The 16,393-nt window shown below is 71.5% G+C and carries 13 protein-coding genes; 10 read left to right on the top strand and 3 right to left on the bottom strand.

The window, feature by feature from the left end; all coding sequences use genetic code 11:
- Window positions 1–25 precede the first annotated feature (25 nt).
- From GFH49_RS17610 to GFH49_RS17595, 4 genes are all read left to right on the top strand, one after another.
- Window positions 26–997 carry a glycosyltransferase family 2 protein gene (locus tag GFH49_RS17610; protein ID WP_155056853.1) on the top strand — a complete coding sequence of 324 codons (972 nt, stop codon included), beginning with the start codon at window positions 26–28 and terminating at the stop codon, window positions 995–997.
- Window positions 994–2,385: a polysialyltransferase family glycosyltransferase gene (locus GFH49_RS17605; protein WP_155056905.1), complete on the top strand. Its 1,392-nt coding sequence runs from the start codon at window positions 994–996 to the stop codon at window positions 2,383–2,385. The genes GFH49_RS17610 and GFH49_RS17605 overlap by 4 nt, the downstream gene beginning before the upstream one ends.
- A 374-nt stretch (window positions 2,386–2,759) precedes the next feature.
- Window positions 2,760–4,736, top strand: a complete 1,977-nt coding sequence (locus tag GFH49_RS17600) for an arabinofuranosyltransferase (protein ID WP_196218031.1) — start codon at window positions 2,760–2,762, stop codon at window positions 4,734–4,736.
- 165 nt (window positions 4,737–4,901) lie between these two features.
- The gene (locus GFH49_RS17595; RefSeq protein ID WP_155056851.1) at window positions 4,902–6,200 is read left to right on the top strand and encodes an ArsB/NhaD family transporter; all 1,299 of its coding nucleotides are present in this window, start codon (window positions 4,902–4,904) and stop codon (window positions 6,198–6,200) included.
- 40 nt (window positions 6,201–6,240) lie between these two features.
- Here GFH49_RS17595 and GFH49_RS17590 read toward each other — a convergent pair whose 3' ends face one another.
- The 3 genes from GFH49_RS17590 to GFH49_RS17580 form a co-directional block, all read right to left on the bottom strand.
- Window positions 6,241–6,981 (bottom strand): DUF4142 domain-containing protein, encoded by a 741-nt coding sequence (locus tag GFH49_RS17590; protein ID WP_155056850.1) that lies wholly within the window; start codon window positions 6,979–6,981, stop codon window positions 6,241–6,243.
- 113 nt (window positions 6,982–7,094) lie between these two features.
- The gene (locus tag GFH49_RS17585; protein ID WP_155056849.1) at window positions 7,095–7,571 is read right to left on the bottom strand and encodes a CBS domain-containing protein; all 477 of its coding nucleotides are present in this window, start codon (window positions 7,569–7,571) and stop codon (window positions 7,095–7,097) included.
- 468 nt (window positions 7,572–8,039) lie between these two features.
- Entirely contained in the window at window positions 8,040–9,098 is a 1,059-nt protein-coding gene (locus tag GFH49_RS17580; protein WP_155056848.1) for a PucR family transcriptional regulator, read from the bottom strand.
- A gap of 691 nt (window positions 9,099–9,789) precedes the next feature.
- Here GFH49_RS17580 and GFH49_RS17575 point away from each other — a divergent pair.
- The 6 genes from GFH49_RS17575 to GFH49_RS17550 all read left to right on the top strand — a co-directional run bounded on the left by GFH49_RS17575 (window position 9,790) and on the right by GFH49_RS17550 (window position 16,357).
- Window positions 9,790–11,496, top strand: a complete 1,707-nt coding sequence (locus GFH49_RS17575) for an ATP-binding protein (protein WP_230396354.1) — start codon at window positions 9,790–9,792, stop codon at window positions 11,494–11,496.
- A gap of 187 nt (window positions 11,497–11,683) precedes the next feature.
- On the top strand, window positions 11,684–12,100 hold the full coding sequence (locus GFH49_RS17570) for a roadblock/LC7 domain-containing protein (RefSeq protein ID WP_155056846.1): 417 nt from the start codon (window positions 11,684–11,686) through the stop codon (window positions 12,098–12,100).
- Window positions 12,097–12,456 carry a DUF742 domain-containing protein gene (locus GFH49_RS17565; protein WP_155056845.1) on the top strand — a complete coding sequence of 120 codons (360 nt, stop codon included), beginning with the start codon at window positions 12,097–12,099 and terminating at the stop codon, window positions 12,454–12,456. Before GFH49_RS17570 ends, GFH49_RS17565 begins: the two co-directional genes overlap by 4 nt.
- Window positions 12,437–13,066, top strand: a complete 630-nt coding sequence (locus GFH49_RS17560) for a GTP-binding protein (protein WP_155056844.1) — start codon at window positions 12,437–12,439, stop codon at window positions 13,064–13,066. Before GFH49_RS17565 ends, GFH49_RS17560 begins: the two co-directional genes overlap by 20 nt.
- A gap of 8 nt (window positions 13,067–13,074) precedes the next feature.
- The gene (locus GFH49_RS17555) at window positions 13,075–14,340 is read left to right on the top strand and encodes a cytochrome P450 (RefSeq protein ID WP_155056902.1); all 1,266 of its coding nucleotides are present in this window, start codon (window positions 13,075–13,077) and stop codon (window positions 14,338–14,340) included.
- Between the two features lie 415 nt (window positions 14,341–14,755).
- Window positions 14,756–16,357: an MFS transporter gene (locus tag GFH49_RS17550; RefSeq protein WP_155056843.1), complete on the top strand. Its 1,602-nt coding sequence runs from the start codon at window positions 14,756–14,758 to the stop codon at window positions 16,355–16,357.
- The last annotated feature ends 36 nt before the right edge of the window (window positions 16,358–16,393 follow it).

The raw sequence follows: 16,393 nt of genomic DNA, 5'->3' as shown, positions 1-16,393 counted from the left end.
CGGCCGACGACTCACCGAGAGCCCTATGAAACTCACCTCCGTGGTCATCAGCCACAACGTCGCCGCCTATCTCCCCGACTGCCTGGGCTCACTGCGCAGGAACACCGGCCCGGACATCGAGTACGTCTTCGTCGACGACCACTCCACCGACGGCTCCCGCGCCCTGCTCGAACAGGCCGCCGCCCGCCTCCCCAACAGCCGGCTCATCGTCCACCCGCAGAACCGGGGCGCCTCCGCCGCCCGCAACACCGGGATCGACGAGGCACGCGGCGAGTACGTCACCTTCCTCGACGGCGACGACTGGCTGGCGCCCGGCTACTACCCCAGGCTCGCCGAGGCCTGCACCCGGCTCGGCACCGACTTCGTCCGCGTCGACCATCTGCGCGCCCAGGGCAGGAAGCGCACGCTGCAGCGGGCGCCGGAGAGCAGGCGCGGCGTGCCGATCCCGTCGGTCGAGGGCATCGGCGAGGAGAACCGGGAGACCATGGCCGACTACGTCAACGCGTGGTCGGGCGGCTTCAACAGCCGGCTGCGGGACAGCGGGCTGCTGTACTTCGACACCTCCCTCAGGACCTGCGAGGACCGGCTGTGGAACTGGCGGCTGCACCTGCACACCCGGACGTTCGCCGTGGTGGGCCTCGCGGGCCTCTTCTACCGCAGGGACGTGGGCAACTCCCTCACCAGCGTCGGTGACGACCGGCAGCTCGACTTCCTCCCGGCCTCCCAGCGGATCATCGAGGAGGCCCTCGCCCACTGCACGGACCGGAGCGCGCACCGCAAGGCCGTACGGACCCTGCTCGGCCTGACGCACTTCCACCTCAAGCGGACCGACCGGCTCGACAAGCGGGTGGCCAGACAGTTCCCCGGGCGGTACCGGGCCCTGGCCGCGTCCCTGCCGCAGGACCTGCTCCGCGAGGTCCTCGACGGCATGGACGAACAGCGCAGATCCGACCTGACCGCCCTCTACCGTCCGAGGAAGACCGCGTGCCCCCGATGAACGTCCCCGTTCCCACGGAGCCCTGTGATCCCGTCCCGGTCCAGCTCGTCGAAGCCTCCACGCTCTACGGCCTCGCCACGGTCTGCGCGGCCGTCGCGCAGGGCCTGCTGCCGCTCGCGGAGGGCGGCCGGAGGCTGCTGGTGACGTCCACCAACGCGGGCGTCCCCGAGGCCCAGCCCCCGTGGGAGGAACTGCCCGGCTTCGCCCACCTGGCGACGTACTTCGACGCGGTCGTCTCCTGGAACGAAACGATCTTCCCCAACCACCCCTCGGTCTGGTCGCCCCGCCCCGAGGACCGCCCGCTGTTCGAGCAGGCGCTGCGCCGCTCCTGGGGGATCGCCCCCGACGCCCCCGTCGAACTGGTCGCCGAGTCGGTCCAGTCCCCTCCCTCCCTCACCCTGGCCCGCGTCTTCGCCGACGCGACCCTGCACGTCTACGCCGACGGCCTGATGAGCTACGGCCCCCTGCGCACCCGCCTGGAACAGCAGGTCCTGCGCCGCGTCGCCCGGTTCGTCTACCCGGACCTGGTCCCCGGTCTGCGCCCGCACCTGCTCGACGAGTGGCCCGGCGCCGAGCACCACCCGCTGCCCGCCGACGCCCTGCGCCGCACGCTCACCGTCCTCGCCGACGCCGCCAAGGACGAACTGGAGGCGGTACGTGAACTGCCCCGGGGCGGCGCCCTGTTGCTGGGCCAGTACCTGGCCGAGGCGGGCATCGTCAGCGCCGCCGAGGAGGACGCCCTGCACGCCGGCATGGTGCGCGAGGCGGTACGGGGCGGTGCGGTGTCGATCCTCTTCAAGCCGCACCCCAGCGCACCCCGCCGGCACACCGAATCGCTCCGCGAGGAGGCCGCACGCGCCGGCGTGGCCCTGCACGTCGTCGACCTTCCCGTCCTCGCCGAGGTGCTCTACGAACGCCTCCGCCCGGACGTCGTCCTCGGCTGCTTCTCCACCGCCCTGTTCACCGCCACCACGGTGTACGGCATCCCCGCCGTGCGCGTCGGTACGGACCTCGTCCTGCGCCGCCTGAAGCCGTACGAGAACAGCAACCGCATCCCGCTGGTCATCGCCGACAGCGTGCTGCCGGGACCGGGGGCCGTCGAGGCCCGCGCCGAGGTGCGGCGGCTGGTGGCGACCGTCGCCTTCTGCATGCAGCCCGTCGCGTACGCCCATCTGCGCCCCGCCGCCGAGGAACTGCTGTCAGCCGCCCGCGCCAAGACGGTCGCCACCCGCTACACGGGCCTGCTCCGGCTGACCCGCCTACGACTCCCAGGCGGCCTCCCGGCAGCCCGCCTCCTGCTGCCGCTCGCCAAGACCTCGTTCGTCCACCGCCACCGCTCCACACTCGCCCGCCTCGCCCGCCGCCTCCGCGGAGCAGTGACCCGATGACCGCCCACCGCGACCGGGGCCAGGAGGCGCGGGACGGGGGCCCGCTGCCCGCTCGCCGGGAACAGGGCGGAGAAGGGCTGGTGGGGGAGACGGTGTCCGCTCGGCCGGGGCGAGTTGAGGCGCCGGAGGGCGGTGGGCAGGTGTCCGCTCGGCAGGAACAGGGCCGGGAAGTGCGGGACGGGGGCTCGATGTCCGTACGGCAGGAGCGTGCTGAGGCACCGGAGAACGGCGGGCCGGTGACCGCCCGTCGGGACCGGGGTCAGGTGGCGCGGGACGGTGGCTCGGTGCCCGTTCGGCGGGGGCGGGGGCCGGAGGGGGGTGGGCAGGGGACTGCTTGGTCGGGGTGGGGTGAGGAAGGGCAGGAGGGTGCGGCGGTGGTCGCTCCGGTTGGGGTGCGGATCGGAGGGCAGGGATCGGCGGGGCGTCCCGCTCCGCCCACCGCACCGCCGCGGACGGGGCGGCGGCGCCCCACCGCGGGCCGCTTCGCCGTCGAACTCGTCCTCGGGTCGGGCGTCGCGCTCGTTGTGAGCCTCGGCATCCAGTACGTCGTACCGCGGCTCCCGCTGCCCGAACCGTCGCTGCTGCCGACCCTCCTGACCACGCTGACCACGACGGCCGTGGTGGTCCTCCTCGCGCTGTCGGTGCTGTCCGCCGGACGGCGCGGCATGGCCGTACGCGGGCTCGTCCACTGGTCCGGCTATGCGCTGGTCGCCGCGCTGCCCACCCTGCTCCTCGCCCTCCCGCTGCACGGCACCCGCTGGTTCCTCGGCGGGCTGGCCTCGGACAACCAGTTCCGCGTCGAGTACCTCACCCGCCTCACCGACTCGCCCGCCCTGGCCGACTTCGCCTACCGGGACGTACCGCCCCTGTACCCGCCCGGCTGGTTCTGGGCCGGCGGCCGGATCGCCGCGCTGCTGGGCTGGGACGCGTGGGCCGCCTTCAAGCCGCTGTGCATCACCTCGGCCGCGCTCGCCGCGGCGCTGGCGCTGGCGCTGTGGCGGCTGCTGGTGCCGCCCCGGATCGCCGTACTGCTGGCGGCGGCGACCACGATGGCCGCGTTCGTCGAGCCGTCCCTCGGCATCCGCGAGCCCTACGCCTGGCTGGTCGGCTCCGCACTGGCGCCGCTCACGGTGATCGCGCTGAAGCTGCTGCGGGCGCCCGCCGTCCGCCCGTGGCCGCTGCTGGCGTTCGGCGTCGCGGTCGGCGCGGCGGTGCTGACGTACACGATGCTCGCCGCGTTCTGGGTGTTCACGCTCACGGCGATGGCGGCGGTGCTGCTGCTCCGCAGCCCGCGGCGGTGGCGCACGCTGCTCGCGCGGGTCGCACTGGCCGGTATCGCCGCGGCACCGTCGGCGGCCGTGGTCCTGCTGCCGTACGAACTGGCCGGACACGCCGCCGGAGGGTCCCCCGACACGACGGCGCTGAAGTTCATCCCCTACCAGCAGCTGACGTATCTGCTGCCGATGACGGAGATCACGCCGGGCGGACTGCTGTGCCTGGCCGGCACGGTCTGGCTGGTCGTCCGCTGCCGCACCCGCCCCGTCGCCGCGGGCCTGCTCGCACTGGTCGCCGGATGCTACGCCTGGTGCGTGCTGTCCCAGCTGGCCGTCGCGGCGGCCGGCACCACGCTCCTCTCCTTCCGCGTCCACCCGGTCCTGCTCACCGCGCTGCACTGCGCGGGCGTCCTCGCCCTGTGGGACCTGCTGCGGACCGTGCGCGGACGGCACCCCGCGCAGGCCCGGACCGCCGCCGGCGTACTGGCCGTCGTCGCGGCGGTGTTCACCGTCGCCGCCGTGCAGCACGCGCAGAGCGCACTGGGCCGCGAGGTCGACCTGGCCCACCGGCAGAGCTACCCCCTGGACGACGGCACGGCCCCCTCCCGCACGGCCCGCGTGCAGCACCCCGGCACCGCCGACCTGTGGATCCGCCCCCTGGTCCGCGCGATCGCCCGCGGCACCGGCAGGCAGCCGCACGAGCTGACCGTCCTGACGGACCATCACCGGCTGCTGTCCATCGAGCCCTACTGGGCGTACCTCGCCATGACGCCCGGCTACTCCAACCCCCTGGCGCTGCACGAGAAGCGCAACGACGAGGTACGGCGCTGGCTCGCCGCCCGCGACGCGGACGACTTCGCGCGGCGGCTGGACTCGGGCCGCTTCCCGGCGCCGGACGTGTTCGTCCTGCGGCAGACCGACACCGGCTACGGCCTCTACCTGTACCGCCACAACTTCCCCCGCATCCCGGTGACCCGGTCCTCGGAGGTCGTCTTCCCGGTCGGCTTCTTCCCGCCGTCGCGCTTCCTGCGCCAGGATGTGGGGCCGTACACCGTGATCACGCGGTACGGCACCTGAGCGGGCGCGCACGGCAAGCTGTCAAAGGCGCGTCAGGGGCCGGTAGGGTTCGCAGCGGTGTGCCGGGAAGCCTGGTCGGCGAGCAGGAGCAGTCTGTCTTCCGATCGGTGGTGACCCCGTCATGACGTGCGTGCCGATGCCCGTCCACGAACCCCCGGCGGCCCCGTGAACGACTGGCACAGCTGGGCCGCGCTCGTCGTGTTCGTGGGCGCGTACTCCCTGATCATCAGCGAGAAGATCCACCGGGTCGCGGTGGCCCTGGGCGGCGCAGGCCTGATGCTGGCGATCGGCGCCACCGACGATGTCACGGCGTTCTACTCCGAGGACTCCGGCATCGACTGGAACGTCATCTTCCTGCTGATGGGCATGATGATGATCGTCGGCGTGCTGAAGAAGACCGGCATGTTCGAGTACCTGGCGATCTGGGCGGTGAAGCGGGCACGCGCCCGCCCCTACCGGGTGATGGCCATGCTCGTCGTCATCACCGCGATCGCCTCGGCCCTGCTCGACAACGTCACCACGGTCCTGCTCATCGCCCCGGTCACCCTGCTGGTCTGTGAACGCCTCGCCCTGCCCGCCGCCCCCTTCCTGATCGCCGAGGTGTTCGCGTCCAACATCGGCGGCACCGCGACCCTCGTCGGCGACCCGCCCAACATCATCATCGCCAGCCGGGCCGGCCTGACCTTCAACGACTTCCTGATCCACCTCGCCCCGCTGTCCGCGGTCCTGATACTGCTTCTGCTTCTGCTGTGCCGATGGCTGTTCCGCAGGTCCTTCGTGTACGACGAGGACCGCGCCGCCGAGATCATGGAGCTGGAGGAGCGGGAGGCCATCAGGGACCCGCGGCTGCTGATCCAGGGCCTGGTCGTCCTCGCCCTGGTGGTCGCCGGGTTCGTCCTGCACCCCGTACTGCACTACGAGCCCAGCGTCGTCGCCCTGCTCGGCGCCGGTCTGCTCATCGCCGTGTCCGCGGTCGAGACCGGCGACGTCCTCGCCGAGGTCGAGTGGCCCACACTGGCCTTCTTCGCGGGCCTGTTCGTGATGATCGGCGGGCTCATCGACACGGGTGTCGTGGACGAGGTGTCCCGGGCGCTGGCCGACGTGATCGGCACCAACGAACTCGCCGGTTCCATGACCATGCTCAGCGCGTCCGCGGTACTGTCCGGGGTCGTCGACAACATCCCTTACGTCGCCACCATGGCCCCCATCACCGCCGACCTCGTGCAGAACATGGGCGGCGGCAGCGACCACGTCATGTGGTGGGCGCTGGCACTCGGGGCCGACCTCGGCGGCAACGCCACCGCCATCGGCGCCTCGGCCAACGTCGTCGTGCTCGGCATCGCCGAACGCAACCGACAGCCCATCTCCTTCTGGCAGTTCACCAAGTACGGCCTCGTCGTCACGGCGGTCACGGTCGTGGTGGCGATGGGGTACGTGTGGCTGCGCTACTTCGGGTGGGGATAGGCCGGGGGTGCGGGGGAGTGGGGCCGTGAGGCGCCGGAGGTCACCCCGCGCTCGGACTCGGCGTCGGCGCGGACGTGTTCACCTCCAGGCCCTCCGGTATCTCAAGGCTGAGGACCGGGGCGCCCGGCTGGGGCGGCGGCGGGGTGGTCTGGTCCTTGGGGAGCTTCGGCGGGCTGGTCTGCTGGAAGACCGTCTGGTCGAAGTTGACCGTCTCGGTGTTCTCCAGGACCGTGATGTGATCGAGGACGGTGTCATTGGCTTGATCGGCGAGCTGCCTGATCAGCGAGTTCTTGGTGTTGGCCCGGATCTTGGCGATGGTCGGGAAGATCTGCCCGTGGGTGACCCGCATGATGTTGGCCGCCGTGGTGTCGAACTGCTTGCCCGTCTCGGCGTCCACCGTCGCCACGAACTGCTGCTGCTGCGGGCTCGCCTGGTTGGGCAGCGTGATGCCGAGCTCGGTCGAGAGCTTGCGGCAGGTCTCGTCGAGCCGGGCGTGCCCGACGACCAGGTGCTCGCCGGCCTCCTTCATCTCCGGTGTGGTTCCGCGCTCCATCGCCATCAGGCCCAGCGGGTGCTCCCACAGCCCGGCCGCGCGTACCTTGACCACGAAGTCCCGGTCGGCCTCGGTGAGCGGACCGTACGGGGTGTTCGCGATGACGCGATCCTGCGAGCTGACGGTGTTCTCGACCCCGAGCATCGCGGGATACGCGAGTGCGGCGAGGGTCAGACTCAGTGCCCCGCCCACGAAGACGGTTCCGACCCTGTTGCGCGACAGGCGCATCGTGCCTCCTGATGTGTCCGGCCCTGACACCAAGGAGTACGGACCGGAGGCGCCGTCCGATTCAGCGCCTCGGGGAAAAGTCACGCAGGCGCCGTATGGCGTACGTCACAACCTCAGGTGCCGCTGGCTGTGCCGGCCGCCGCGAGCAGCTCATGGAGCAGGTGCGAGGCGGTGATGACGCCCAGGAGACGGCTCCCGCCCTTGGCCTTCTCCACCACCGCCACCACCGGGCTGCGCACCTGGGCCATCAGCGCGGCCACCTCCAGCGCGGTGTCGTCGGGGTCCGCGATCGGCGGCGGCGCCGCCTTGCCGGGCAGGCACTCCCCGACCCGGCGTCCGACCAGCGCCTGACACAGCCGGTCGGCGTGCTTCTCGTCGACGACCGCGGCGAGTGCCGGGTCCTCCAGCACATACGCCGGTACCAGCACCTTGATCATCTGGGACGCGGGCAGAATCGCCTTCGGCTCGCCGTGCTCGTCGAGCACCAGCAGCCCCGGCAACTTGTGCTCGGCCATCAGGCGGGCCGCCTCCAGGGCGTCGCTTGCGACGCTCACCGTCTCGTATCCGACCGCCAGGTCACGTGCGCGCACGACAGGCTCCTCGTCTGCGGGTACTGCATCTTCCCGGGGGATGCCCCCCGGACCCCCAGCAGAAATGCAGGTCGGCCGGGGGTGACCGGCGCGGACACCGCGCGGCGAACCCGAGTAAAGCTCCTGGTCCCAGCGTGGTACGCGGGTGGGGCGGGGGCCAGGACATCGACACGGAACATACGGGGCGCGTCGTACGCCTGGGACCGGTCCGGCGGATCAGGCCGGCCGCACGGAACGGCGCCTCATCGGTGCGGGTGAGCGGGGTCCGGTGCGTCCGGCTGCACGGCGGAGGAGGGCGTCGACGCGATGGGGGGCCGTGGGGGAGTCGGCAACCGATGGCAACGCCCCGGATGGGCGTGCCGGCCCTCGCGACGCCGGATGATCCGCCGGACAGGCCGTAGCGGCTGCCTGCCTCTGCCTGTCTGTCTGCCTGCCTGCCTGCCTGCCTGTCTGCCGGCCCGGTGCCGGTCAGAGGTCCTTGGCCGGCCAGTCCAGCAGCCGGGCGCCGATGACCGCGGTCTGCAGCATGTAGCGGTGGCCGGGGTCGGCGGGGTCGGCACCGGTGAGCTGGTGGATGCGTGCCAGGCGGTACGTCAGCGCCCGCACGCTCAGTGAGAGACGGCGGGCGGTCTCGGCGGCGACGCAGCCGGAGTCGAAGTAGGCGGTGAGGGTGTCCAGGAGCGGCACCGCGCCGCCGCGGGCCGCGGTGAGCGGGCCGAGGGTCCCGAGGACCAGGTCCGCCATGGCCTGCCGGTCACGGGTGAGGACGGGGTAGACGAGCAGGTCGGCGGCGCGCAGGACGGGCTCGCCGAGATCGAGGCGGTCGGCGAGTTCGAGGACGGCCAGGGCTTCCTCGTAGGAGTGGACGACGCCGCCCGGGCCGGGCTGGGGGCGGCCGATGGCGACGCGTCCGCCGTCGGTCGCCGCATGGGCCTGCTTGGCGAAGTGGGTGAGGACGTCGTCCTGGTCGCCGGGCGCGATGCACAGCATGCGGCCGTCCTTGGTGGTGAGCAGGATGCTGCGGTGTCCGAAGCGGACGACGAGCGCCTGCTCCACCTGCCGGGGCACCGGGTCGCCTTCGTCGTAGGCGCTGGAGCCCTGGGCGACGGCGACGGCGTGGGCGTGCGAGAGACGCAGGCCGAACCGTTCGGCACGTTCGGCCAGCCGGCCCAGGTCGCTGCGGCCGTAGAGCAGGTCGTCGATGAACTCACGGCGGGCCGCCTCCTCCTGCCGTACGGCGAGCCGCTGCGCACGCTCGTAGCCCTCGGCGAACGCGTCCACCGCCTGCTGCATCGCCGCGAGCACGCTGTCGGCCGAGCCGGGGGCGCTGGGCCATGCGGCACGTGCGGCGGCCAGGTGCGCCCCGACGAGCGCGCGCAGTCCGTGTCCGGCCTCCGCGGACTGCTCCCCCAGTGCCCGCCGCGACTCGATCTCGTCCCGGCTCAGCCGGCGGCCGGTGGCTGCGACGTCGGCCAGGATCTGGGCATACCCGGCCAGATACTGATCAGGTATCTCCTGTCCTGTCATCTCTTCCCCCGGTTTCCTGACGTACCGGTGACGGTTTCTTAACGAGGCACCGGCATGCAGACCCTAATGAACGCTGCCGGACATCGGCAATGCGCGGTCGCGTTCCCGGCGTACACGATGGGCGCGGGAAGCACCGCGGATCGGTTTCGATGCCGGGCGCCTGCCGGTGTCCGGCATCGAAACCGGTTGTGCCGCACATCCGGCGGTGATCTGTATGCCGCCTCTTCGGGCTCGTGCGATTGGCTGAAAATAGCCTTACGTGTGGGTCGCCGAGGCTGAGCAAGATCAGAAATTTCCCCATCTGTGCGCCGATGACGTGAAGGAATCGTGCGGGCCGACCCCGTCAGAGTCGGCCAAAGTGTCGCCAGAGCTGGAAATTACGCGTGTCACCACTACCACATCAGGGAGATTTGAGCGTTGTGATCAGGTCGAATTCGGTCGTACTCGCTCTGTAATGGCCGATGGTGCTCGCACTCCCGTGCCGCGTAACTAGCATGAGGCCCGCGTTCGGCCCGCGTGATCCGTCTGGGCCGACACCATGCGGCCGTGCGGGGAGCGCCAGTTGTGCGCCGGCCGGTCTGCCTCCTCCCCTCCAAGCAGAGGACCGATCGATTTGATGTCAGCCCCCGTGACGGCTCACCCTTCGGCGGCAGCGCCGTCTCCTCGCACAGTCCCCGCGGCACTTCTGGCCATGCTCGTGGTGGCCGCCGCCGGTGTCGCGGTGACCGTCGCGGCGCCGGAGAGCAGCACCGTCTGGGTCGGTGCGACGGCGGCGGCGGGCGGCGGCTGCGTCGCGTTCCTGACGGCCGCCCTCGCCTGGACCCTGCGGCGGAACGCCAAACGAGGGGCAGCCGCGCGCGTCGAGTTGGTACAACTGCGCGGGCACGCGGCCCACGCCAGTGCCGAGGTCGCCGAGTTCATGAACGTCACCCTGCCCGCTGTGGCGAAGCGGCTGCGCGACGGCGCGTCGGCCGACGTGACGCTCGCGGAGGTGCGCCGTCCCTCCGATCCGCAACTGCACAGCCTGCTGGGCCACTTCGCCATCCTGCTGGCCGACGCCGAGCAGCGCGCCACCGCCGGGGTCGCCGACCGTATGGCGGTCGACGAGGAACTGGCCCAGCTGACGGCACAGCTCAACGCACTGGTGGACGCCGGGCTGCCGGACGTGATCGAGCGACTGCACCAGGGCGCCTCGGCGGAATCCGTGCTGATGGAGGCCGGCCGCCCGGCCGATGCCCGGCTGCGGCGACTGCAGGACACGGTCGTCGCCGAGTTCGCGACCAGCGAGCGACGCAGCCGGGCGGCCATGGCGGCCAGCGCGAAGGGCCTCAGCCGGGTACAGGCGTCGGCGACGACGATCCTCGCGGACCTCCGCGAGATGCAGCAACGTTACGGCCAGGACAACGAAGAGGTGTTCGGCGACCTGCTCAAGCTGGATCACAGCACCTCCCAACTGGGCCTGCTCACCGACCGGCTGGCGCTGCTGGTGGGCGGCCGGGCCAGCCGCGCCTGGCCCAAGCCGATCGTGATGGAGAGCATCCTGCGCGGCGCCGTGGGCCGGATCGCCGCCTATCGCCGCGTACGGCTGCACTCGACGAGTTCGGCGGCGATCGCCGGCTACGCGGCCGAGGGCGTCATGCACCTGCTGGCCGAACTCATGGACAACGCCACCCGGTTCTCGCCGCCCATCGACGAGGTGCACGTGTACGCGGAGGAGCGGATGGCGGGCATCGTGGTCACGATCGAGGGCGGTCTGCAGATGTCCGACGGCGCCCTGCGGCGGGCCGAGGAGGCGGTGTCCGGCAGAATCACGGACCTGGCCGAGCTGCAGGGCACGCGGCTGGGCCTGGCGGTCGTCGGCACCCTGGCGCGCAAGCTCGACGTGTCCGTGACCTACCGGCCCTCCTCGCGGGGCGGCACCGGCGCCGTCGTCCTCATCCCGCAGCAGCTGCTGGCCCACCGCGGTACGGGCTCGACCGGGGCGACCGGAGCCCTTGCCACGCCGGACGCCGGCGGTACCGTACGCGACATCGCGGCGACGCGGACGGAGACGGCGGCGGAGACGGGGACGGGGGCGGAAACGGTGGCGGACACGCGGTCGGATTCCGGCACGTGGCCGGGAGCGGCGGCCGAGGGCCCCCGGGAGGAGCCGGAGGACGAGCGGACGGCGGAGCTGACTCTGGGAGACCTGCCGCAGCGGCCTCGCGGGGCGACCCTCGCAGCGGCCTCGCAGGGCCGGGCCCGGCCGGCGCCGACGCCGGCCGCCCCCAAGCGCTCACCCGAGGACATCGGCAACCGCTTCAGCGCCTTCCGCCAGGCCAGTCAGTCGGCCGGCCAGGACCGCACCACCGCGGACGACCCCGCTGCTCCCCCCTCGGCCGAGCAGCCGCCGTCTTAGCGGGAGGGGGCAGGCCCCGGGGCCTCATGCGCGCCCGACCCGCCCGCACTCCATAGGTCCGTACCTCGGTAGCAGTACGTCCGCACCCCACACATCGGGCGGGCACCCCGGAGGGTGCTCTCCCTGCTTCGAGATTGGAGGCACAGGCCGGCCGGCCGCGCTCAGCGGTCGGTGGCCTACGACCACGATGCAGACGACAGACCGCAGCCTGACGTGGCTGCTGGAGAACCTGCTCTCCCAGACGCCCGGCGCCCGGCACGCGCTCGTCCTCTCGCGAGACGGCCTGAAGCTGTGCTGGAGCGAGCAGTTGGGCATCGACCAGGCCGATCACCTGGCCGCCGTCGCCTCGGGCATACAGAGCCTGGCGCACGGAGCCTCGATGGAGTTCGGCGACGGCTCCGGCGGAGTGCGGCAGTCGATGACCGAGTTCTACGGCGGCCTGCTGTTCATCGTCGAGGCGGGGGACGGCGCACACCTGGCCGTGGTCGCCGCCGACACCGCTGACCCCGGTGTCGTGGGCCACCGTATGAGCGAGCTGGTGGAGCAACTCGCCGACCACCTCAGGGCCGCGCCGCGCTCATCGCTGGAGAGCCCCCAGTCATGACTCCCCGGCGGCCCGTCGACACCGGTGATCCCGACCGGCTCTACATGATCACAGGTGGTCGGCATCGTGTGGACGATTCCTTCGACCTGGTCACCCTGATCGTCAGCGAGTGCGAACCAGTGCCCGGCATGCAGTCGGAGCACCGCCGGATCCTGGAGGTGTGCCGGCATCCGGCCGCCGTCGTGGAGGTCGCGGCGGAACTGGACCTGCCCGTGACCGTGGTGAAGATCCTTCTGAGTGATCTCCTCGCGACCCGGAAGATCACGGCTCGTCACCCGCGCAGGACACCCACCGGCGCCGCCCTGCCCGAATCCGCGCTCCTGAAGCAGGTTCTCGATGGACTCCAAAACCTCTGACCCGGCGGAGATCTCCGCACCGCCCGCCCGTACCCCGCTGGGCCAGACCGTGGACACCGGGCTGAAGATCGTCGTGGTCGGCGGCTTCGGCGTGGGCAAGACGACGCTCGTGGGCTCGGTCAGCGAGATCCGGCCGCTGAGCACCGAGGAGATCATGACGCAGGCCGGCGTCGGGATCGACGAGCTGCCCGAGGACGGGCGGAAGGTCACCACCACCGTGGCCTTCGACTTCGGCCGGATCACTCTCAACGACCATATGGTGCTGTACCTGTTCGGAGCGCCCGGCCAGGAGCGCTTCTGGTTTCTGTGGGACCGGCTGTTCAGCGGCACGCTCGGTGCGGTCGTCCTGGTCGACACGCGGAAACTGGCCGACTCCTGGTACGCCATCGACCGGCTGGAGCACCACCGCACACCGTTCGTGGTGGCCGTGAACCGCTTCGACGACGCCCCCAGACATTCCCTGGAGCAGATCCGCAAGGCCCTGTCGCTGGGCGACGACATACCGGTCATCGACTGTGACGCACGCCGAACGCCGTCAGGCAAGGACGTGCTGGTCACCCTTGTCAACCACCTGTACGAGCTGTCCCTGGCCCGGGAGATGACACCGTGACCGACCCGCTGCCCACCTCCGCCGAGTCCCGGCCCGCCGCCCGCTGCCCGGTGCACCCCGGCGCCGTACCCCTTGAGGGCGACGAGTACCGGCAGAACCCGGCCCAGCTGTACCGCAGGCTCCGGCGGGAGCACGGGAGCGTCGCTCCGGTGCTGCTGGACGGGGGCATCCCGGCCTGGCTGGTCATGGGCTACTCCGAGGTGCACTACGTCACCAGCCACGACGAGCTGTTCGCCCGGGACTCGCGGCGCTGGAACGCCTGGGACGCCGTTCCGGACGACTGGCCGCTGCTGCCGTTCGTCGCCTACCAGCCGTCGGCGCTGTTCACCGAAGGGGCGGAGCACCAGCGGCGGGCGGGCGTGATCAGCGCCGCGCTCGACGGAGTGGACCAGTTCGAGCTGGAGACGCGCTGCCGCCGGATCGCCGATGTGCTCATCGACCGCTTCGCCGGCCGGGGCGCGGCGGACCTGACAGCCGACTTCGCCCACCCGCTGGCGCTGCGGGCCGCGGTCATGATGGCCGGTATGCCGGTGGCCGGCGAGGACACCGAAGCGCTCGTCGACGATCTGCGGATGGTCGGGGACGCCGCCGAGGGCGAGGACCCGGTCGCCGCCTACGGCAGGGTCGGGGCGCGGATCCAGCAGCTGCTCAAGGAGAAGCGGGCGCAGCCGGGCGCGGACGTGACCTCGCGGATGCTGGCCCATCCGGCCGGGCTGAGCGACGAGGAGATCGTGAATGACCTGATCGGGGTGGTCGCCGCTTCCCAGCAGCCCACCGCGAACTGGATCGGCAACACCCTGCGGTTGCTGCTGACCGACGACCGGTTCGCCCTGGACCTGTCGGGGGGCCGGCTCAGCGTGGGCCAGGCCCTCAACGAGGTGCTGTGGCTGGACACCCCGACGCAGAACTTCATCGGCCGCTGGGCCGTGCGCGACATCCAGCTCGGCGGCCGGCACATCCGGGAGGGCGACTGCCTGATCCTCGGGCTGGCAGCCGCCAACACCGATCCGCAGATCTGGCCGGAGAGCCATGTCGGCGCGGCCGGGAACTCGGCGCACCTGTCGTTCAGCAACGGCGAGCACCGCTGCCCCTATCCCGCCCCGCTGCTGGCCGAGTTGATCGCCCGTTCGGCAGTGGAGGCCCTGCTGGAGCGGCTGCCGGACGTGGTGCTCGCCGTGGAGCCGGAGGAGCTGGTCTGGCGGCCCTCCGTATGGCTACGAGGGCTGACCGCACTGCCCGTGCAGTTCTCCCCCGCGCCCCTGTCCACGTCCTGAAGTCGCAGTGGAAGTTCCTGAAGTCGCAGTGGAAGTTCCTGAAGCCGCAGTGGAAGTTCCTGAAGTCGCAGCGGAAGCCGCTCCGCTCCCCGGGTGAGGACACCCTTCTCGACGGGCATCGCGCCGTCTTCGCGACGGGGGCCGGGCATCGCGTCCAGCAGTCGGCTGACGCCGGTCCCGGCACCTGCGAAGGCGGTCGCCCCGCCACGTTCGAAATTCACAGAATCGATCTTTGACCGGTCCATTGACGACGGTTGAATCCGGCCATACATTCGTCGAGCTTCTTCACCACCCTCCCGGATTATGCGAGTTGCCCCGCCCTGCCCCTGGTGTTCCTTTTTGCCCCAGGTGTGGGAACAGGATTGTGCGGTCCTTGCGGGGCGTCACCCGACCCTCATCTACTGGGAGAGCACCCGTGTCCGTTGAGACAACGCCGTCCAAGGGCCAAGACAGAGTTCTCGCGAACGAACCGTCCAAAGGGACACTGATCGCAGCCTGCCTGGCCGTCTGCCTGGCCCAGGGGGCCCTGTTCACCACCAACACGACCAACGAAATCCTCCAGGCCTCGCTTCAGCCCGTCGGGAGCCAGCTGTCCTGGGTCTCGAACTCCTTCCTGGTGCCTGTCGTCATGCTGGCGCTCACCTTCGGGATGCTCGGTGACCGCTTCGGGCGCAAGCGCCTGTTGGTCGGCGGAGCGCTTGTGGTCGTCGTCGGTGAGACCGTCGCCGCGGCCGGCGACGGCATTCACCAGCTGTGGGTCGGCCAGGCCATCACGGGCGTCGGCGCGGCGGCGCTGTTCCCGGCCTCCCTGGCCCTGATCACCGCGGGTTCCGGCAGCGCTCGCGGCAGGGCCATGCTCCTGTCCCTGTGGACCGCCGCGCTGGGCGCCGGCGGCTTTGTCGCCCTGGGCGTCACCCGGGTCGGCGACGTGCAGTCCTGGAACTGGTCGTTCTCCCTGCTGGCCGTCCTCGCGGGCGTCAGCGTCGTGGTGAGTCAACTGCTCGCTCAGGACTCCAAGGCGTCCGAAGGCCGTTCGCTCGACCTCGCCGGTCAGATCACCATCGCCGTCGGCATGTTCGCGCTGGTCTACGCGCTCGTGGAAGGCGCCGCCCACACCTGGTCCGAGACCCGTGTCGTCGTCGGCTTCATCGCTGCCGCGGTCTTCGTCGGCCTGTTCGTCGTCGTCGAGCTGCGGACCGAGAACCCGCTGCTTCCGCTCCGCCTCTTCGCCAGCCGGGCGTTCACGGTCAGCTCCTTCGTCGCGGTCGTGGCCCTGTTCGGCTTCTCCGGGACGGTCTACGCGGTCATCGTCCGGGTCCGGTCCGTCCAGGGCCAGGCCGCGTCGCACGCCGGTTTCGCGTTCACCGTGTTGGTGGCCTTCACCCTGCTCCTCGTGCCGGTGACCGCACGGCTCCTGGCTCGGGCCGGCTCCCGCTGGCCGCTGTGCGCCGGTCTGCTCCTGATGGCCTCGGGCTACTTCATCGCGGCCAGCCTGGACATCAACGACACCTCTCTCACCCCGATCATCCTCGCCGTCGTCCCCGTAGGCATCGGCTTCGCCCTCACCATCGCCTCCGTCACCAACATGGCCGTCGACGCCGGCCCCGCCCGTGACGCGGGCACGCTCGCCGCGTCCACGTCCATGCTGCGCATGCTCGGCTTCGCTCTCGGTCCCGTCGTCACCGGAGCCATCGCCATGAGGCTCGCCACCTCCCAGATCACCACCGACCTGGCTGCCTCCTCGCTTCCCGCCGAGACCAAGGGGGCCGTCGCCGGTGTCCTCGACGCGAGCGGCCCACTCGCCGTCAACGCCATCCCGACGCCACCCGTGAACGCCGCGCACGACATCGCCTTCGAAGCCCTCGGCAGCGGGCTTTCACAGGGCCTCGTGGTCTGCGGTATCGCCACCCTCGTCGCCTGCGCCCTCGTCGCGGTCGTCAAGACCGGCAGCGGCGGCCCCGGCGCGGTCGCCGAGCAAACGGCCGCCGCGCCCGAGCCGGGCCAGGCCACCGTCTGACCTCGCTCTCCGGTTGCCGGTTGCCGGTTTCCGGCT

Origin of the sequence: Streptomyces blattellae, assembly GCF_009709555.1 — a bacterium.
Lineage (GTDB): Bacteria > Actinomycetota > Actinomycetes > Streptomycetales > Streptomycetaceae > Streptomyces > Streptomyces blattellae.
Note: the sequence above shows the minus strand (reverse complement) of the source record. Positions and strands in the feature narration are given on the sequence as shown.